The following is a 17,527-nucleotide window of genomic DNA, read 5'->3' on the forward strand; positions in this document are numbered from 1 at the left end:
TGCACCGGGGGCGGCGTTTCGGTCAGCGTTGCATTGCGCAGGCTGGCTGGTCAGCCGACGTATTTCTTGTACTCGCCTTCGCTCAGGAAATCGTCCAGTTCATCGATATCCTCTGGGATGATCGCAAAAAGCCAGCCGTCTCCAACAGGATCATCCGTGATCAACCCGGGGTTCTTGACCAGCGCTGTGTTCACTTCGGCAATTTCACCGGCGATGGGTGCCAGAATGTCGGAGGAAGTTTTTTCGCTTTCGATGACGGCACAATCATCGTCCTTAACCACGGCGTCGCCTTCTTCTGGCAATTCGACAAAAGAAATTTCGCCCAACTCTGCGGCGGCAAATTCGGTGATGCCGATGACAACCATGTCGTCATCGATACGCATCCAAAGATGTTCTTCTGTGAATTTCATGGGGCGATCCTTTGTCAGCAGCCGATTTCTGGTCAAAGAATAGGGACTGTTCGCGGGCGTTCAAGGACTTGCGCAATGCGGTGCGTCACGCAAAGCTGTCAGTAACGACGGGGCGGAGGAGGCCACAATGACCGACATCTATATTACAGGCGCGGCGCGCACACCGCTGGGGGCCTTTCAGGGCGCGTTTTCGAACGTCACAGCACCGGAGCTTGGCAGCGTTGCGATCCGTGCCGCGCTTGCGCGCGCGGGCGTTGATCCGGCGATCGTCGAGGAGGTTTTGATGGGCAATGTCCTGCCAGCAGGACTTGGTCAGGCACCGGCGCGTCAGGCATCGCTGGGGGCGGGGATCGGCGTGGCGACGCCTTGTACCACAGTCAGCAAGGTCTGCGGGTCAGGGATGAAGGCGATCACGCAGGGCATGGATGCAATCCGCGCAGGTAATGTCGCGACGGTTGTAGCGGGCGGGATGGAAAGCATGACAAACGCCCCATATTTGCTGCCCAAGGCGCGGGGCGGTGCGCGGATCGGGCATGACGTAATGCTGGATCACATGATGCTTGACGGGCTAGAGGACGCCTATGCCCGCACGCAGAGCGGCGCGCGCCGGTCCATGGGCACTTTCGGAGAGGACTGCGCCGCAAAATACGGGTTTGACCGCGCCGCGCAGGACGCCTTTGCCATCGCCAGCGTGACGCGAGCGAAGCAAGCAGCGGACGCGGGGCTGTTCGATTGGGAAATTGCCCCGGTGATGGGGGGCCGCAAGGGCGATGTGCAAATCAGCCGCGACGAAGGGCCGGATCGTATTGATACGGGCAGGATCCCAGGTCTGCGGCCAGCTTTTGCCAAGGATGGCACGATCACGGCGGCCTCTGCGTCGTCGATCAATGACGGTGCCGCAGCCTTGGTGCTGATGTCGGGCGATGCGATGCGCGCGGCTGGGGCCACGCCGCTCGTACGGATCGCGGGTCACGCGGCATATGCAGGAGAGCCGGGCTGGTTCACCACGGCCCCTATTTTTGCCAAGCAAAAGCTGGCAGAGAAGATTGGTTGGGACCTGAAAGAGGTCGATCTGTTCGAGATCAACGAGGCCTTTGCCGTCGTCCCCATGGCCGCGATGGCCGACTGCGGTATCAGCCATGACCGCGTCAACGTGCATGGCGGGGCCTGTGCGCTGGGCCACCCGATCGGCGCATCTGGTGCGCGGATCGTCGTGACCTTGCTGGGCGCTATGCGGGCGCGCGGGGCAAAGCGCGGGATCGCCAGCATCTGTATCGGCGGGGGCGAAGCGCTCGCCCTCGCGCTGGAGGCTTAAAGGATCGCCAGCCGGATCACGTAGGCGACGACGGTCAGGGCGGCAACGCTTGCCACCCAGATCGCCACGAACCACGCGACCCGCTGCCAGACAGGACCGGTTGCCATCAGTGGTACCCGGCTTCTGGGTCTAGCTTACCGCGGAACACCCAATAGGCGTAGGCGGTGTAGCCCAAAATCAGCGGCACAAGAAACAGCGTTCCGACAAGCGCGAACTTGAGGCTCGAATCCGGTGCGGCCACGTCCCAGATCGTCAGGCTGGGCGGCACCATCATCGGATAAAAGCTGATGCCGATCCCGACAAAGCTAATCACAAACAACGCCATCGACGCAAGGAACGGCACAACATCCCGTCCGTTCGCAATCCCATGGAACAGCTTGTACACGGCAAAGGCCATGAACAGCGGGACGGGCAGGGTGACCAGCATGCCGGGCATGGTGAACCACCGCTCGAAATAGATCGGGTTCTGGAAGGGCGTCCAGATGCTGACCAGTGCGATAAAGACCAGCGTCGCAATTGCCAGCGGCTTGGCCAGATCGCGCATGCGATGATGCACAGCGCCATCGGTTTTCATCATGATCCACGTCGCGCCCAGTAACGCATAGCCGATCACCACGGCGATGCCGGTCAGTATCGAAAACGGTGTCAGCCAGTCCCACCAGCCGCCGGAGTAGTGACGGTCCGTCACCGCGATGCCCTGCACCAGCGCGCCAAGGGCAATGCCCTGACACAGCGCCGCCACGGTCGAGCCGCCAAAGAAGGCTAGATCCCAGACCCGTTTCCAACGCTCTGTCCGCCAACGGTATTCAAAGGCTACGCCGCGAAACACCAGTGCCAGCAGCATCAATATGATCGGCATATAAAGCGCCGACATGACCACCGCATAGGCCAGCGGAAAGACAGCGAACAAACCGCCGCCGCCAAGCACAAGCCAAGTCTCGTTTCCGTCCCAGATCGGCGCGACAGAGTTCATCATTGTGTCGCGGTCTTTTTTGGTGTGGGCAAAGGGAAACAGGATGCCCACCCCCAGGTCAAAGCCGTCCAGAATGACATAGGTCAGCACGGCAAAGGCGATGATACCGGCCCAGATGAATGCAAGATCGAATTCCATTGTGATCGCTCCTTATTCGGCCGGATGGGCTTCGTGGGTTTGCTGGACCGGGGTGATTCCCGCTGTGCGGATCGGCCCGTCCCGCAGGCCAAGTCGCGGCGACGCCGGGTTTTTACTCATCATGCGCAGGATATAGAATGTGCCCGCGCCGAACACGAAGAAGTAGACGATGATAAAGGCAATCAGTGATGCTGCGACAGCCGGCGCAGCAACCGGACCAAGGCTTTCAGAGGTGCGCAGCAGGCCATAGACAGTGTAGGGCTGGCGGCCGACCTCTGTCGTGATCCAACCGGCCAGCACGGCGACAAAGCCCATTGGCCCCATGACAACCGCAGCGCGGTGCAGCCATGTGGTGTCGTAAAGCCGCCCGCGCCAGCGCTGGATGCCGCCCCACAGGCCGATCCCGAGCATGGCAAAGCCGATCCCGACCATCACGCGGAAGCTGTAGAAAACGATCGCGACGGGCGGCTCTTCTTCGTCCGGGACGGTATCCAGTCCATCCAAGGGCGCGTTCAGGTCGTGTTTCAGGATCAGGGACGACAGTTTAGGGACTTCGATCGCGTAATCGACACGCTTTTCCGCCTGATTGGGGATGCCGAACAGGATCAGGGGCGCACCATCGGGGTGGCTGTCAAAGTGACCTTCCATTGCCATGATCTTGGTCGGTTGGTGTTCCAGCGTGTTGATACCATGCATGTCGCCTGCGCCGATCTGCAGCGGGGTAACGATCAAGGCCATCCACATCGCCATCGAAAACATTTTGCGGGTCGCCTTGTTGTCGCGGTCCTTCAGCAGGTGCCAGCCGGCGACGCCGGCGACGACAAAGGCAGTCGTCAGATAGGCGGCCAGAACCATGTGAACCAGACGATAAGGGAAAGACGGGTTAAAGATGATTGCCCACCAATCCTCTGGCACGAACTGGCCAACCTCGTTCATGGAATAGCCCGCTGGTGTTTGCATCCAGCTGTTGACCGACAAGATCCAGGTCGCCGACATCAGCGTGCCGCCCGCAACCATGGCCGTCGCAAACATGTGCAACCCGTTGCCGACCTTTTCGCGACCAAACAGCATGATGCCAAGAAAGCCCGCCTCTAGGAAAAAGGCGCTTAGGACTTCGTAGGCCATTAGCGGGCCAAGTACCGGGCCGGTCTTGTCGGCGTATTCGGACCAGTTGGTTCCGAATTGGTAGGACATGACGATCCCCGATACGACGCCCATGCCGAAAGCCACGGCGAAAATCTTTTTCCAGTAATCGAACACAACACGGTATGTCGTGTTGCCGGTGTAAAGCCAAGCGGCGTTCAGAACCGCCAGAAAGCTGGCCAGTCCAATCGAAAACGCCGGAAAGATGATGTGGAAAGAGACGGTAAAGGCAAACTGGAAGCGTGCCAGGATCTCTGCTTCGAAGCTGCTAAGCATGAGCCTTGTCCTTAATTTAAGCCGCAAATGTGTGGGCAATCGCGGTATTTCATAGCGAACGCATAGACGCGATAGGACACAAAGGCGCAGCGCGCTTTGCATGATTTGTCGTGCCTTTGATCCAAGGTTTAGTCTATGACACTCCACAAATCTGGCAAGGCTTGTCGCCGAAACGGGGGCAATGTTTTGTCCATCGCAAGCCGTAACGAACATTAACGCCGCGCTTTGCGCGAACAGGGGTAAGAAGATGATCAACCGCAAGACAGCTTTAGGCGCTGCAGGTGCAGCAATGTTGCTGGTTTTGGGGGCGAATGCTGCTGCCGCGCAGGATGTGACCCTGAAGCTGCATCAATTCCTGCCCGCGCAATCGGCTGTACCTAGCCAAATCCTGGATGTCTGGGCCGATAAGGTAGAGGCGGATTCGGACGGGCGTATCAAAATCGACCGCTTCCCATCCATGCAACTTGGCGGCACACCGTCCGAACTGGTGGATCAGGCCATTGACGGCGTCGCCGATATTGTCTGGACCGTCGTTGGCTATACCCCCGGCCGTTTCCCCAGCACCGAAGTGTTCGAATTGCCGTTCTTTGTCGCAGATCCAAAAGCTGCATCCTACGCTTATTGGAAAATGTACGAGGATGGCATGCAGGACGAATTCAAGGGGCTGCATATGCTAGGCACATGGGTCCACGGCCCGGGCCTGTTCCATACCACCGATCCGGTAGATGCACCCACCGACCTGCAAGGTATGAAAATCCGTGGCGGTTCCCGTTTGGTGAATGAAATGCTTGCAGCCGTTGGCGCAACCCCCGTCGGTATGCCGGTGCCCGCGGTTTCTGAATCCCTGTCCAAAGGTGTCATCGACGGCGCAACACTGCCGTGGGAGGTAACGTCATCCCTAAAGGTCGCCGAACTGGTCGGCAATCACACTGACTTCGAAGGAAACGGTCTGTATACGCTGACCTTTATTCTGGCGATGAACCAAGCGTCTTATGATGGGCTGCCCGATGATATTCAGGCCGTGATTGACGCAAATTCCGGTCTGGATTTTTCGATCCGTGCGGCAGAGGTCAATCTTGCGGCCGATGCCCCTTCCAAGCAGATTGCCATCGATCTGGGGAACGCGTTTCACACCATTGACCAGGCCACCGTTGAAACCGTCTGGATGCCGCTGGTGGCCCCGATCTATGACAACTGGGTGGCCGATATGGATAGCAAGGGCTATGACGGTCAGGCCATGATTGACCGGGCGCGTGCACTTATGGCGGACTACTCCGCTGCGCAGTAAGCTGCGGGGCAATTAACCCGGGGCCTGTGCCCTTTGCCAAGCCAGCACTGCGGCGGAGCCTTGATGCATTCTTTTTTTCTTACGCTTTCAAAGCTCATGGCCTGGCTTGGCGGTGCCATGTTGACCGCATTGATCCTGATGGTCTGCCTGTCGGTGCTGGGCCGAGAGGTGAACGGCATTGCGCACACAGACTGGTTCGTGGCCGTAGCCCCGGGCCTGTCCCGCTGGTTGCTGGACCTTGGTGTCGGTCCGGTGAATGGCGATTTTGAATTGGTCGAATCCGGTATCGCATTCAGCATTTTCGCCTTTTTGCCGCTGTGCCATTTGACCGGCGGCCATGCGACCGTAGACGTATTCACCAACTATATGTCTGAACGCGTCAACAAGGCGCTGCGGCTGGTGACAGATATGACATTTGCCGGCGTCATGGTGCTGATTGCGTGGCAGCTTTGGCTCGGAATGGTATCCAAAAGGTCGTCGGGCCAGACGACGTTCCTCCTCGAGATGCCGGTGTGGTGGGCCTACGCCTTGTCGATGACCGGTGCTGTGGTTTCAGCTGTTGTGGCCTGCTATATCGCCGCAGCGCGGCTGCGCGAAGCAACGTCGGGCAGGGTTGTTCTGACGTCCGATCTGGGGGCCGACCATTGAGCGATCTTGCCATCGGGATTACGTCCTTCCCTGCCCTGCTGCTGCTGATCTTTTTGCGGGTCCCGATTGGTTTGGCGATGTTTCTGGCCGGATTGGCCGGGCTGATCTTAGTTACCGGCGACACGACGATCGCATTTGCGCGGTTGAAGTCCGAAACCTTCACCACCTTTTCCAGCTATTCGCTGTCGATTATCCCGATGTTCCTGCTGATGGGGCATTTTGCGACGCTGGGTGGTATGTCGCAGGCGCTGTTCAAGGCTGCAGAGGGGTTTCTGGGCCACCGCAAAGGCGGTGTTGCCATGGCGGCCATTGGGGCTTGCGCCGGGTTCGGTGCCATCTGCGGTTCGTCCCTGGCGACGGCCGCCACCATGAGCCGTGTGGCCCTGCCGGAATTGAGGCGATCGGGCTACGCCGGTGGTTTCGCGACTGCGACACTGGCGGCAGGCGGCACGCTTGGTATCCTGATCCCGCCGTCGATTGTTTTGGTTATTTACGCAATCCTGACAGAGCAAAACATCGCTAAACTTTTTCTGGCGGCTTTCATCCCCGGCATCATCGCAGCCTTGGGCTATGTTGTTGTCATTTCGATTTATGTCCGCCTTTACCCTGGTAACGCCGGCGTCCGCCCGCGTGTACCGTGGCGGGGGCGGGTGCGCGGTATTTGGAATGTCTGGCCGGTCCTGCTTGTTTTCGCGCTTGTCGTCGGCGGTATTTATGCGGGGTGGTTCACCCCGACAGAAGGTGCCGCTGTCGGCGCGTTAGGCACGGGCCTGATTGCCTGGGTAAATGGCGGACTGACATGGGATACGCTGGGCGAAAGCTTTATGGTGACTGCGCGGTCCACTGCCATGATCTTTTTCATCGTGCTAGGTGCTGCATTCTATAACGGCTTTCTAGCCCTGACGCAGGTGCCACAGGAAATTGCAGTATGGGTCGTCAATCAGGGATTGTCACCGCTTCTGGTTTTGACGCTGATTTTGATCTTCTACCTTTTGTTGGGGTGCCTGATGGACAGCCTGTCAATGATCCTGCTGACGATCCCGATTTTCTGGCCGGTTATGCAGGGCCTGGATTTCGGCATCGTTAGTCTGGTTGACCTGCAATCTGCACGGCTGGCTGACCTGATCCAGACCGGCACACAGGTTGCACCTAGCCTGTTGAACGAAGCCCATGCCGCCTTGAGCCAGGGGATTGAGCTGACACGGGAGCAGATGAACGACATCGGTCTGCGCGGCGCAACCGAGGGTGCGCTTTCACGTATCAATACCGAATTGGTCGCAATCTGGTTCGGTATCCTTGTGCTTATCGTCGTCGAGGTAGGCCTGATCACGCCGCCCGTTGGTATGAACCTGTTCATTATCAACACGATGGACCGCGCGACGCCTATGGCCGAAACTTATCGGGCAGTGTTGTTTTTTGTGGCGTCAGATTTGATCCGCGTCGTTCTGCTCGTCCTTTTTCCAGCTGTAACGCTTTCTTTAATTTCCTGGTAAAGCGCCCATCGGCAATACGTCGAAGCAGCGGGTTACCGTGCCATGATGATGAGACGACTCAAAACGCTGTTTTTTCGGCCTGTGACCGTATGACGGCCGTTTTGAACAGGTTGAACACACCCTTTAAGGCCGGCTTGGGCGGCGCTATCTGCCGGGCATAGAAATATTGGCTTGGTTCAGTCCAAATTAATAAATGTGCCCGATGCTTTCGGCAAGGACGACTGATTGTCGTCAGCTTAATGGGGCGTTCGCCGATGAAATCCTACTACGCGATTGTGGCCATCAGTCTGGTGACCAGCACTGCTCCTGCGATTGCAGGCGGCGCTGACTATGCCGCTTTTGTTGAAACACAGGTCGCAGCTTTTGCTGGCAACCCTTTAATTCAGGACGCGCTTGCCGCAAGCAGCGCAGCCCATGCCACTTACACTACGACCGAAATACTGACGCTGGACGCGGAATGGCGCGACCAGATCGATAACACGAGCAAGCCAGTGATCGTACCAGTCATCGACGCGCCGGTTTCTGCCTTCTTAAGGCAGATCGTATCTGACTCTGGCGGTTCAATTGTAGAGGTTATCTTGATGGATCAATATGGTCTGAACGTCGGGATCAGCTCAATCACATCTGACTTTTGGCAAGGTGATGAGGACAAGTTTCGACAAACCTATGCTCGCGGTATCGGTTCGATCCACGCAAGTGATGTGAGCTTGGACGAATCCACCGGTATGTATGTCGTCCAGGTTTCGTTTCCGGTTCTAGATGCGGACGGCCAAATGGTCGGTGCCGCCTCATTCAGCTTGGATGCAGAACAACTATAGCCCCATCCCGCAGACTACTTCTAACGAAAGCGTAAGGGCCGATAATGGTATCCAGCTTCATTAATAATACTTCGCTGACAGCCAAAGTAATTATACTTTCAATCTTCTCTGTCCTTGCGACAAGCGCGACGCTGATTGTTATGTTTGGGGTAAGTAGCGCGAGCCTTACACAACAATTGGTAACAGAAGCCGGTGCGAGCGAAGCAGAGCTTTTGGGCAACATTTTATATGGCCCGACCCGATTCGATGATTCGGCTACCGCACAAGACCTGTTGGAAGCGACGCTGAACCGGTCAGACGGCGCGGCCGGTGCGGCCATAATCGTTAAAACTGATGGCACCACATTTGCAGTCGCAGGCACGTCGCCTGCGGAAATAGAAGAGTTTGTACAAAGCGAACTTCGCCAAGATATTGGCGACCGGTTAGTGCGCGACAATTTTATCCTAGTTCCAATTCGCAAAAGTGGATCAGAACAGGACGCTGCCGTCGGCTTCTTAGGCCTAGACTGGCGCGCAGATAACGCAATTGCAGCGCTCAATGACGCCGAAAAACAGGCACTTTTCTACGCAGCATTTGTGGCCTGTGTCGTACTGGGCCTAGTTATCCTAGGCTCTCGGCTACTGATTATCCAACCTCTGAACCGCCAACGCGAAACAATCCTTAAAATTAGCTTGGGCGATCTTGAAGCGCAAACAAAGCAGGATAACAGAAAAGATGAAATCGGTGCGATCGCGCGCTCTACCGATAAGTTACGGCAAAAGCTGTTGAGCGCAGCCGCGGATCAATATGATGCGACTTACAAAGGTGCCGCTTTTACCTCGGCATCCTCTGCGATCATGGTGACGAGCGCTGATTATCAAATCATCTACGTTAACCCAGCAATGGTCGAGCTTCTAAAGAAATTCAAAGAATTTATTCCTCAGTTAGCTGACGGCGTATCATCAGAAAAAGTTACAGGGATGAACCTCGATAACTTTCACGACAATGGTTCGATGATTCGCGAAAAATTGCAAGCCATGGGTGCTAATCCAATTAAAGTACTAATACCCTTTGGCGAATCCCGCGTATCCCTGCAAATTTCTCAAGTGCTGGATGGCGTGGGCGCTGAGATCGGCGTTGTCATGGAATGGTCCGATGTTACGGAACAATGGCTAAGCAATGCAATATTGAGAAGCTTGGACAGCCAGCAGTTGCGTGCTGACTTTAATCGAGGTGGTGATTTAATCTATGCCAACGAAAATCTATACAAAGTGCTCGGACTTTCGGGGGACGGAAATAACACTCTCAGTATATCGTCCATTATCAGTGACAACACGAGTAAAGAGTCTTCTGTTTCTGATATGATTAATATTTCTACTGAAACAGGTCTATTTGCCGGGAAGCTGGAACTCATTGGTGTAAATAAGTCGAAGGTAATCGCTGAAGGCACGCTAAGTTGTGTCAAAGATGGCGTTGGAAAACCTGTTAGATACATTCTCATCGTTCGAGACGTTACCTTGGTCGAAAATGAAATAGAGACGACAAGAGTATTGCGCCAGCGTGACCAACGTGACCAAACAGCGGTAGTCGAAGCGCTTCGAATTGGTCTTCGCCAACTCAGCAATGGTGACCTAACGGCCTTAATCGATAATAAATTTCCAGATATGTACGAAGACCTGAGGGGCGATTATAATAGTGCGGTGGATACGCTATCACGTGCCATAAAGGAAGTCGTTGATAGAGCAGATAGTATATCAAACGAGGCACGCGATATCTCTAGCAATACCGACAGTCTTTCCCGTCGTACAGAATCAACCGCAGCAACATTAGAGCAAACGGCAGTAGCGTTAAATGAACTGACACTGTCCATCAAGGGCGCGGCAGAGGGCTCGAAGGATGCCGACACGTCTGTATTCGAGGCTAAAAAGAACGCTGAACAGAGCGGCTTGGTTGTTTTGGAAGCCGTGGCTGCAATGGACCAAATCTCCGAAAGCTCAATGCGAATTACTTCTATTATAAAAGTTATCGACGATATCGCTTTCCAAACTAATCTCCTCGCCCTGAATGCTGGTGTAGAGGCTGCAAGGGCGGGTGACGCCGGGCGGGGTTTTGCAGTTGTTGCTTCCGAAGTTCGCGCTTTGGCGCAGCGGTCGTCCGACGCGGCAAGAGAGATTAATGGCCTTATTGAACAAAGTAGTCGCCAAGTGAATGTGGGTGTCAATCTAGTTGGAAAAACGGGAGATGCACTTCAGCAAATTTTAAGTTCAGTTACAAAAATATCGGATATGGTTTCAGAGATCGCTGCTTCTTCTGTTGTTCAGTCTGAAAGTCTTACTGAGATTAATAACTCAATAATACAATTGGATCAATCGACGCAGCAAAACGCCGCCCGTCTTGAAGAAACGACCGCTGCAAGCGGAAGTCTCCGCGAGAATGCTGTCGCTTTAGTAAAAACCGCCTCATACTTCAAATTAGCTCAGCGAAATATAGCGTTCGAAACATCAGATACAAACTTGGATGGCCAAGTTGTGCGATTTAAATCGAAGGCGAAAGGGTCGAGTGATCTCAATATCTTATCAAGCTCCGTACCGAGGATAAATATAAATTTTGAATCCGAGGCTGCTGGCTGGGAGGATTTTTGAGAATGATACATTATTGCAGGTTCGTGATATTGTTGGCAGTTGTAAATGAATGAGTCACGATCGGAGTGTATCAAAAACGAAAAATCTACCCATCATGTGATCCAGGGATCTCATTTTGTTTCCTCTGATCCTGCGATTGTGCTCGCAACGATACTTGGCTCATGTGTTTCTGCCTGTATGTGGGATCCAGTCGTAAAGGTTGGGGGAATGAACCACTTTCTATTGGCTCATGGAGGGCATGTCGGCACTGATGGGCATCGATATGGATCGCATGCTATGGAGCTGCTAATTAACGATATTTTGAAGCGGGGGGGCGTGCGAGGGCGCCTTCAAGTGAAATTGTTTGGAGGAGCTATGATGCAGAGCGCGTTCTCGCATATTGGAACTCAGAATGCCGAATTCGCTTTAAAATTCGTCTATGATGAGGGTTTTAATTTGGTCTCACATAGTCTCCTCGGTGTTCGGGCACGGCGTATAAAGTTCAATCCGACGAACGGTAAGGCGCAGCAAAAATACGTCGAGAATACCGAGGTGCCGGTATTTTCTAATGTTTTGCTAGCTCCTTATAGTGATGTCATTCTATTCTAGGGTCTTAAAGTGTTGCGCACAGTTAAGTTACCAAAAAATCTCGATACTTTAGCTGCGGCTTCGGTTTTGGCTGATATCCAAGGGGGCAAGGGAGGGGGCTTAATACTCGACGCGTCAGGCACCCAGATGATTGGGGCGATCTGTGCATCCATAATTATATCCTCGATAAAAACATGGCGCAACGATGGGCATTATATCGCATTGCAAGGATTTGAAGCTGTAAGCAATGATCTTAAAATTCTCGGATTAACCGAATTATTTGAAAAGAAAGACGAAACACTATGAGTAGAAAAATCCTTGCAATAGATGATTCTAGGACCATTCGCGAAATGCTTCGGTTTTCGCTGCAAACGGCTGGTTTCGACGTGCAACTGGCAAGCGATGGCCGGGAGGGAGTGGATATTCTTGAACGTGTAAGCCCAAATATAGTAATCACAGATATAAATATGCCAAGAATGGATGGGTTTGAGGTGATTGAACATATTAGATCATCTAAAGGATTTCGTGCATTGCCAATATTAGTATTAACAACCGAAAGCGCCCAAGACCTAAAGGATCGAGCTAAAAAAATTGGAGCAACTGGATGGATTGTTAAACCATTCGATGACGTGAAACTGGTCAACGCAATACGCCGTATATCTCCGAATTGAGAATGCTATGACAACACTTGATGATATCCGTCAAACGTTTTTTCAAGAGTGCGATGATTTTCTTGAAGCCCTAGATGATGGGTTGGAGACTTTAAGGGGTTGTCTTGATGAGGAGCAGGCTATCGATGTCGAGGCTATTAATTTAGTTTTCCGCTCAGTCCATTCGATAAAAGGTGGAGCTGCGGCATTCGGTTTAGATGACTTGGTGAAATTCGCGCATCAATTTGAAACTACGCTCGATGAATTGCGCGCTTTACGCGTTACTTTAGATATTGACGTGCTCGAAGTTTGTTTTCGTGCTGCCGATCAACTTGTTGAATTGGTTTCTGCATGTCGCGACGGTAGCGTGGTGGCGGTCGATTCTTTAGCGCATATTGTATCAAGGCTATCGTCGGTAAAATCTGCGAAGGCCGATCAAAAGGAATCGTTTGTTTGTACCGATGAATGTTCGTTGGCCTATGCGCCTGTGCCTTTAAGTTTTGAGCCAGCGCCTATAGATCAACGCGCCTGTTTTGCAAATTCGCAATATGAAGTGGATTTTACTCCATTTCCAAAACTTTTTGAGAACGGTCATGAGCCTCTCTATCTACTTCGAGAGTTGAGCGTTCTTGGTGAAGTGGCTGTGTTCGTAGATTCATCCTTAGTTTCAAATATCGAAGGTCTTGATGGTTACGATTGCGAGTTGAGCTGGAAGGTAATTATTAACACAGATCAGCCGGAGTCGGCTATATGGGATGTCTTCGATTTCGTCACGGGCTTGTGTCATCTATCAATTGTAAATTTGCCGCTGATGAGCATTTCGCCTTCTGCACCTGAGGAAATCAGCTGTTGCCCTAGAGGTGCCGCTAATGGAACAATTATTTCTGAAACGCCTGTTTCATTGCGCTCTACGCCCATTGGGGAAGGTGCTGGTCCTGTTATTGACCGTGCGATGAAGGCGTCGCCAACGCCGGCTAAGGCAACGGTCCGAGTGGACTTAGATCATGTTGACCGTCTTATTAACGTAGTCGGTGAGCTCGTTATTAATCAAGCGGTACTCACCCAAAGCATATCGGCAGCCGACATTCCCATGACAACTGCGCTATCATCTAGCCTTGATGGGTTTATGGCGCTTGCGCGAGAGATTCAAGAGGGTGTCATGGCTATTCGTGCTCAATCCGTCAAGCCACTGTTTCAACGTATGGCGCGTATTACGAGAGAAGCTGCTGATATCGCCGGTAAGAACGTGAAATTTATTACAGAGGGCGAGTCAACTGAAGTAGATAAGACGGTTATTGAAAGCCTCGTGGACCCCTTGACCCATATTATTCGGAACGCCGTCGATCATGGTCTGGAATCCGAGGCCGAGCGGGTCGCTGCCGGAAAACCGGATTTCGGCATCGTTACACTAAGAGCGGCCCATCGTTCAGGTCGGGTGCTTATCGATATATCGGATAATGGTGCTGGTATAAATAGGCCGCGCGTTCTTAAGATTGCAATGGACAGAGGGCTTGTCCCACATGATGCAATTTTATCAGATTCAGAGATTGATATGTTATTATTCATGCCTGGATTTTCGACTGCGTCTGTGGTGACTAATTTATCAGGCCGTGGTGTTGGCATGGATGTTGTTAGGGCTTCTATACAGAAGCTTGGCGGAAGAATAAATATTATATCAGAGCCTGGCATTGGTACTACGATGTCAATTAGCCTTCCGTTAACACTAGCAGTTTTAGATGGCATGGTTGTCGATGTTGGCGGGCAGACGATGGTCATCCCAATTACGACTATCGTTGAGACGATAAGGCCGGGAGCGAAGGATCTGCATAGGCTTACGGATGGCATGAATGTTCTTGCGGTAAGAGGGAAATTTGTTCCAGTGATTGATTTGGGGCAGATTTTTAGATTTAGGGCCACTGAAAGGGGCTGTAATGATTTGGTCTATATACTAGTTGAGGGCGATCATGAGAAAATGTGGGCACTTGCGGTCGATTCAATTCACGATCAAAGGCAGGTGGTAATTAAGGGGCTTGAAAGCAACTACGGCCATATTGCAGGTGTGGCAGCCGCAACGATACTAGGCGATGGTAAGGTGGCTTTAATCGTAGATCCCGAGGAGGCGGTAAAGTGCGTTGATACTATTTGGCAGTTTCCCGGTTGTTCTAATTTGATGGATGTATAGATTATGTCAGATTTAGAAAGGGTGGTATCTGGGGAAGAACGAGAACTTGTGACGTTTCGCGTCGTTGAGCAGGATTTTTGTTTAGATATTATACATGTCCGCGAAATTAGAGGTTGGACTCCAGCTACCGTTTTGCCTCACGCGCCAAATTATGTCTTAGGTGTGATTAACCTTAGGGGGGCGATCGTTCCAATCGTTGACTTAGCTTGCAGGTTGGGTTTCGAAAATGCTGTTTTAGGGGACAGGCATGTGATCGTCATTGCAGTCGTCAATGAGCAGACGGTGGGACTTCTGGTTGATTCAGTGTCTGATATTATCGGTGTCGCACCCAGTGCGATACAACCGACACCTGATGTAACGTCCCAAGTGACGCAAGCTTTTATTCGTGGGGTTATTGCGTTGGAGGATCGAATGCTTCGACTAATTGATATTGGTGCGTTATTGCCTTCAATGCCAGAGTCGGTTATTTAATGACATTTAGTACTCCATTCTACCCCGGGGCCGAAGTCGCGCTTGCATGTGATGATGTCAATTTTTGCGCGATAGCGAGCATATTACGGCAAGAGACGGGTATTATCCTTCCGCCTGGCAACAACTCACTCGTAGTTTCACGGCTGATTAAACATTTGCGTAAATTGAAAATTTCTTCATTTCGCGAATATGTCAGCTGGGTTGAAGATCCTGCAAACGAGCTGGATCGAGCGAAGATGATCTCATCTCTTACGACAAATACGACACATTTTTTCCGCGAGGAATATCATTTTGATTACTTAGCTGAGCATGTAATCAATGATCTTAAGAGAATTGCGGGGGTAGGGGGGCGAGTTCGTCTGTGGTCTGCCGGTTGTTCGAGTGGTGAAGAAGTTTACAGCCTTGCGGCGACGTTATTATATCACTGGCCAGAGATTGTGCTTGCTGATGTACGAATACTTGCAACCGATATAAGTATTGATGCTTTGGCTGCAGCGAAAGAGGCAAGGTATTCACGCGAAAAGCTTGCCTCGGTGCCAGCAGCGATCCGATCGCTTATGTTGCAGGATGCTAGTCCAAGCGATGATACTGTGACGATGCCCGATGCAATACGTAAATTAGTATCCGTCCGGTATCTTAATTTTATGGAGCCGTGGCCGACTAAAGGTCCGTTTCATGTCATTATGTGCCGTAACGTGGCGATTTACATGGATGATGTTGTTCAAGAACATATTTTTACCGGACTCTTCGATCAGTTGGCACCGGAAGGGGTTCTATTTATTGGTCACTCAGAGAGGTTGCCGTCTGAGCTTTCTAAGAAAGTTGTCCTTGTGGACCGTACAACATTTCGTCGGGTTTAGCATTTGCACATTTTGATATGGAAATCTGATGTCTCTTAAATCAACTTTATCGATTATGGTCGTAGATGATATGTCGACAAGTCGCGGTCTAATTACCATGGCGCTGGATGAAATTGGCATTAAGAATGTCGATTTTAAAGGTGACGGCCAGTCTGCGTTGACTGCCTTGGCTGCCCGCCCTGTTCATCTTGTGATCTCTGATTACAACATGCCTGGGCTGGATGGCTTGCAGCTTTTGCATGGGCTGCGCACTAATCGCAGCACACAGCGTATTGGTTTCATTCTCGTCAGTGGCCGCCTGGATGATACTATCGTCGCAACAGGGCGCAAGCTCGGCATGAACAATTTTATCGCGAAACCATTCAATACCCAACAAATGCGGAAATGTATTGAAGCCGTGGTTGGTCCTCTTTGAAAGTGCAGGCAAGCGATATCATGGTCCGCCTCTCTGCCGAACTGTCGCGGGCCTCTGATCTGGCAGCGTTGATCGAGGAGACGATGGACCATGGCGTTATGGGGCAGAATCTCGATCTTCGAGTTATCCAGCAACTTGATCTGCTTGCTCAGACCCTCGTTGACCTAAGTCGGTTTACGCAGGCGCTAGCGCCCCATCTCGATTCTTTTGCTGTGCGCCCTGATATTGCAAGGCAGGTCATGACACTTCGTGCGATTGCAGACCGCTTGGATGGAAGGATATCAGATATTTCAGACATAGATGGAGGGGAGGTTTGCGTGTTTTAGGTGGGGTCGACGGGTGTTGCGCCATGCAGCGTCAGTGCCGTCGTTCGAATCTTGGCGCTAATTTGAAACAATTGTTTGGCCATGGGCGTGCTGCGCCGCCATACCATCCCGATAGTCCGCGAAGGGCAGGGCTGTGAAAATCGCGCAATGCTGACGGGCGCATTGCGTGTTTCAAGCGCTACGGCCATGTCTGGTATCAGTGTAACACCAATCCCTGCGCCAACCATCTGGACAAGTGTGGTCAAGGCGGATCCGTCCAGCCATTCCCGCGGTCGAGAGGAGCCAGTATCACAAAACGCAAGCGCTTGATCGCGAAAACAATGGCCCTCTTCCAAGAGCAACAGTCGCATTTGCCGTAATTGCCCGGCATCCGGCACTGGTTTGGCGTCATCTGATCGCGGGCGAATTAGGACAAACTTCTCGGCCATCAGGGGAACTTCGGTCAAGGATGGTTCTGATACAGGCAGTGCGACAATCGCGGCATCCAGCTGCCCTTCGCCAAGTTCGGCAATTAGTCGTGGCGTCACGCTTTCGCGAACCTGCAGATCCAATCCGGGATAAAGTTCAGTCAAATCAGCAATCAGCCGAGGTAACAGATAGGGCGCAACCGTTGGAATCACACCAAGCCGCAATCGCCGTATCATGCCGTCCTTCGAAACCTTCGCAAGGTCGCCAAGATCATCGACTGACTGTAGAATGGTGCGCGCCCGTTGCAAAAATTCATCGCCAAACGATGTCGGGCGAACCGTACGGGGGCCGCGTTCAAACAAAGGTTGCCCAAGCCGCTCCTCCAGATCCTTGATCTGCATAGAAAGCGCAGGTTGACTGACAGACTGTACATCCGCTGCGCGTCCGAAGTGACCCTGATCGGCGACGGCACAGGCATAGCGCAAGTGTTTTAGCGTTATATGTTTCATAAGCTAAACTTATTGC

19 protein-coding genes are annotated in these 17,527 nt (G+C 52.6%); 14 read left to right on the forward strand and 5 right to left on the reverse strand.

Annotation, left to right across the window (positions count from 1 at the left end):
• Positions 1 to 50 precede the first annotated feature (50 nt).
• A complete protein-coding gene (gene gcvH, locus SJY10_RS04115) occupies positions 51 to 410 on the reverse strand; it encodes a glycine cleavage system protein GcvH (protein ID WP_386679783.1) in 360 nt (119 codons plus the stop codon).
• A gap of 127 nt (positions 411 to 537) precedes the next feature.
• On the opposite strand from gcvH, the gene SJY10_RS04120 reads away from it, so the two are divergent.
• Positions 538 to 1,725, forward strand: a complete 1,188-nt coding sequence (locus SJY10_RS04120; RefSeq protein ID WP_386679785.1) for an acetyl-CoA C-acyltransferase — start codon at positions 538 to 540, stop codon at positions 1,723 to 1,725.
• On the opposite strand, the gene SJY10_RS04125 is transcribed toward SJY10_RS04120, so the two are convergent.
• Genes SJY10_RS04125 through SJY10_RS04135 form a run of 3 tightly spaced genes read right to left on the reverse strand, consistent with a single transcriptional unit; the run spans position 1,722 to position 4,255 of the window.
• Complete coding sequence (locus SJY10_RS04125) at positions 1,722 to 1,832, reverse strand: DUF2474 family protein (RefSeq protein ID WP_386679786.1); 111 nt, start codon at positions 1,830 to 1,832, stop codon at positions 1,722 to 1,724. The genes SJY10_RS04120 and SJY10_RS04125 overlap by 4 nt on opposite strands.
• Positions 1,832 to 2,836, reverse strand: coding sequence for a cytochrome d ubiquinol oxidase subunit II (gene cydB / locus SJY10_RS04130; protein WP_386679787.1), 1,005 nt, complete (start codon positions 2,834 to 2,836; stop codon positions 1,832 to 1,834). The genes SJY10_RS04125 and cydB overlap by 1 nt, the downstream gene beginning before the upstream one ends.
• 12 nt (positions 2,837 to 2,848) lie before the next feature.
• Positions 2,849 to 4,255, reverse strand: coding sequence for a cytochrome ubiquinol oxidase subunit I (locus SJY10_RS04135; RefSeq protein ID WP_386679789.1), 1,407 nt, complete (start codon positions 4,253 to 4,255; stop codon positions 2,849 to 2,851).
• Positions 4,256 to 4,502: 247 nt separating this feature from the next.
• Here SJY10_RS04135 and SJY10_RS04140 point away from each other — a divergent pair, with 247 nt between their 5' ends.
• The 13 genes from SJY10_RS04140 to SJY10_RS04200 all read left to right on the forward strand — a co-directional run bounded on the left by SJY10_RS04140 (position 4,503) and on the right by SJY10_RS04200 (position 16,594).
• Positions 4,503 to 5,543: a TRAP transporter substrate-binding protein gene (locus tag SJY10_RS04140; protein WP_386679790.1), complete on the forward strand. Its 1,041-nt coding sequence runs from the start codon at positions 4,503 to 4,505 to the stop codon at positions 5,541 to 5,543.
• Between the two features lie 63 nt (positions 5,544 to 5,606).
• Positions 5,607 to 6,191: a TRAP transporter small permease gene (locus tag SJY10_RS04145; protein ID WP_386679792.1), complete on the forward strand. Its 585-nt coding sequence runs from the start codon at positions 5,607 to 5,609 to the stop codon at positions 6,189 to 6,191.
• Positions 6,188 to 7,684 carry a TRAP transporter large permease gene (locus SJY10_RS04150; RefSeq protein WP_386679793.1) on the forward strand — a complete coding sequence of 499 codons (1,497 nt, stop codon included), beginning with the start codon at positions 6,188 to 6,190 and terminating at the stop codon, positions 7,682 to 7,684. Before SJY10_RS04145 ends, SJY10_RS04150 begins: the two co-directional genes overlap by 4 nt.
• A gap of 254 nt (positions 7,685 to 7,938) precedes the next feature.
• On the forward strand, positions 7,939 to 8,502 hold the full coding sequence (locus SJY10_RS04155; RefSeq protein WP_386679794.1) for a PDC sensor domain-containing protein: 564 nt from the start codon (positions 7,939 to 7,941) through the stop codon (positions 8,500 to 8,502).
• A gap of 44 nt (positions 8,503 to 8,546) precedes the next feature.
• Positions 8,547 to 11,123 carry a methyl-accepting chemotaxis protein gene (locus SJY10_RS04160; protein ID WP_386679796.1) on the forward strand — a complete coding sequence of 859 codons (2,577 nt, stop codon included), beginning with the start codon at positions 8,547 to 8,549 and terminating at the stop codon, positions 11,121 to 11,123.
• Positions 11,124 to 11,330: 207 nt separating this feature from the next.
• Entirely contained in the window at positions 11,331 to 11,711 is a 381-nt protein-coding gene (locus SJY10_RS04165; RefSeq protein WP_386679798.1) for a chemotaxis protein CheD, read from the forward strand.
• 9 nt (positions 11,712 to 11,720) lie between these two features.
• Positions 11,721 to 11,996 (forward strand): hypothetical protein, encoded by a 276-nt coding sequence (locus tag SJY10_RS04170; protein ID WP_386679800.1) that lies wholly within the window; start codon positions 11,721 to 11,723, stop codon positions 11,994 to 11,996.
• Complete coding sequence (locus SJY10_RS04175; protein WP_386679801.1) at positions 11,993 to 12,361, forward strand: response regulator; 369 nt, start codon at positions 11,993 to 11,995, stop codon at positions 12,359 to 12,361. The genes SJY10_RS04170 and SJY10_RS04175 overlap by 4 nt, the downstream gene beginning before the upstream one ends.
• Positions 12,362 to 12,368: 7 nt before the next feature.
• Complete coding sequence (locus SJY10_RS04180; RefSeq protein WP_386679802.1) at positions 12,369 to 14,522, forward strand: chemotaxis protein CheA; 2,154 nt, start codon at positions 12,369 to 12,371, stop codon at positions 14,520 to 14,522.
• Between the two features lie 3 nt (positions 14,523 to 14,525).
• Positions 14,526 to 14,993, forward strand: coding sequence for a chemotaxis protein CheW (locus SJY10_RS04185; protein WP_386679803.1), 468 nt, complete (start codon positions 14,526 to 14,528; stop codon positions 14,991 to 14,993).
• The gene (locus SJY10_RS04190; RefSeq protein ID WP_386679804.1) at positions 14,993 to 15,853 is read left to right on the forward strand and encodes a CheR family methyltransferase; all 861 of its coding nucleotides are present in this window, start codon (positions 14,993 to 14,995) and stop codon (positions 15,851 to 15,853) included. The genes SJY10_RS04185 and SJY10_RS04190 overlap by 1 nt, the downstream gene beginning before the upstream one ends.
• Before the next feature lie 28 nt (positions 15,854 to 15,881).
• Entirely contained in the window at positions 15,882 to 16,268 is a 387-nt protein-coding gene (locus SJY10_RS04195; protein WP_386679805.1) for a response regulator, read from the forward strand.
• A gap of 20 nt (positions 16,269 to 16,288) precedes the next feature.
• The gene (locus tag SJY10_RS04200) at positions 16,289 to 16,594 is read left to right on the forward strand and encodes a hypothetical protein (protein ID WP_386679806.1); all 306 of its coding nucleotides are present in this window, start codon (positions 16,289 to 16,291) and stop codon (positions 16,592 to 16,594) included.
• Here SJY10_RS04200 and SJY10_RS04205 read toward each other — a convergent pair.
• Complete coding sequence (locus tag SJY10_RS04205) at positions 16,591 to 17,511, reverse strand: LysR substrate-binding domain-containing protein (protein WP_386679807.1); 921 nt, start codon at positions 17,509 to 17,511, stop codon at positions 16,591 to 16,593. The genes SJY10_RS04200 and SJY10_RS04205 overlap by 4 nt on opposite strands.
• Positions 17,512 to 17,527: the final 16 nt, after the last annotated feature.

The organism is Loktanella sp. R86503, from assembly GCF_042466455.1.
Lineage (GTDB): Bacteria > Pseudomonadota > Alphaproteobacteria > Rhodobacterales > Rhodobacteraceae > Loktanella.

Excerpts from the sequence above, each read along its gene's own strand:
- gcvH (WP_386679783.1), bottom strand. The coding sequence starts at position 410 with ATGAAATTCACAGAAGAACATCTTTGGATGCGTATCGATGACGACATG.
- SJY10_RS04120 (WP_386679785.1), top strand. The coding sequence starts at position 538 with ATGACCGACATCTATATTACAGGCGCGGCGCGCACACCGCTGGGGGCC.
- SJY10_RS04125 (WP_386679786.1), bottom strand. The coding sequence starts at position 1,832 with ATGGCAACCGGTCCTGTCTGGCAGCGGGTCGCGTGGTTCGTGGCGATC.
- cydB (WP_386679787.1), bottom strand. The coding sequence starts at position 2,836 with ATGGAATTCGATCTTGCATTCATCTGGGCCGGTATCATCGCCTTTGCC.
- SJY10_RS04135 (WP_386679789.1), bottom strand. The coding sequence starts at position 4,255 with ATGCTTAGCAGCTTCGAAGCAGAGATCCTGGCACGCTTCCAGTTTGCC.
- SJY10_RS04140 (WP_386679790.1), top strand. The coding sequence starts at position 4,503 with ATGATCAACCGCAAGACAGCTTTAGGCGCTGCAGGTGCAGCAATGTTG.
- SJY10_RS04145 (WP_386679792.1), top strand. The coding sequence starts at position 5,607 with ATGCATTCTTTTTTTCTTACGCTTTCAAAGCTCATGGCCTGGCTTGGC.
- SJY10_RS04155 (WP_386679794.1), top strand. The coding sequence starts at position 7,939 with ATGAAATCCTACTACGCGATTGTGGCCATCAGTCTGGTGACCAGCACT.
- SJY10_RS04160 (WP_386679796.1), top strand. The coding sequence starts at position 8,547 with ATGGTATCCAGCTTCATTAATAATACTTCGCTGACAGCCAAAGTAATT.
- SJY10_RS04165 (WP_386679798.1), top strand. The coding sequence starts at position 11,331 with ATGAACCACTTTCTATTGGCTCATGGAGGGCATGTCGGCACTGATGGG.
- SJY10_RS04175 (WP_386679801.1), top strand. The coding sequence starts at position 11,993 with ATGAGTAGAAAAATCCTTGCAATAGATGATTCTAGGACCATTCGCGAA.
- SJY10_RS04180 (WP_386679802.1), top strand. The coding sequence starts at position 12,369 with ATGACAACACTTGATGATATCCGTCAAACGTTTTTTCAAGAGTGCGAT.
- SJY10_RS04185 (WP_386679803.1), top strand. The coding sequence starts at position 14,526 with ATGTCAGATTTAGAAAGGGTGGTATCTGGGGAAGAACGAGAACTTGTG.
- SJY10_RS04190 (WP_386679804.1), top strand. The coding sequence starts at position 14,993 with ATGACATTTAGTACTCCATTCTACCCCGGGGCCGAAGTCGCGCTTGCA.
- SJY10_RS04195 (WP_386679805.1), top strand. The coding sequence starts at position 15,882 with ATGTCTCTTAAATCAACTTTATCGATTATGGTCGTAGATGATATGTCG.
- SJY10_RS04200 (WP_386679806.1), top strand. The coding sequence starts at position 16,289 with ATGGTCCGCCTCTCTGCCGAACTGTCGCGGGCCTCTGATCTGGCAGCG.
- SJY10_RS04205 (WP_386679807.1), bottom strand. The coding sequence starts at position 17,511 with ATGAAACATATAACGCTAAAACACTTGCGCTATGCCTGTGCCGTCGCC.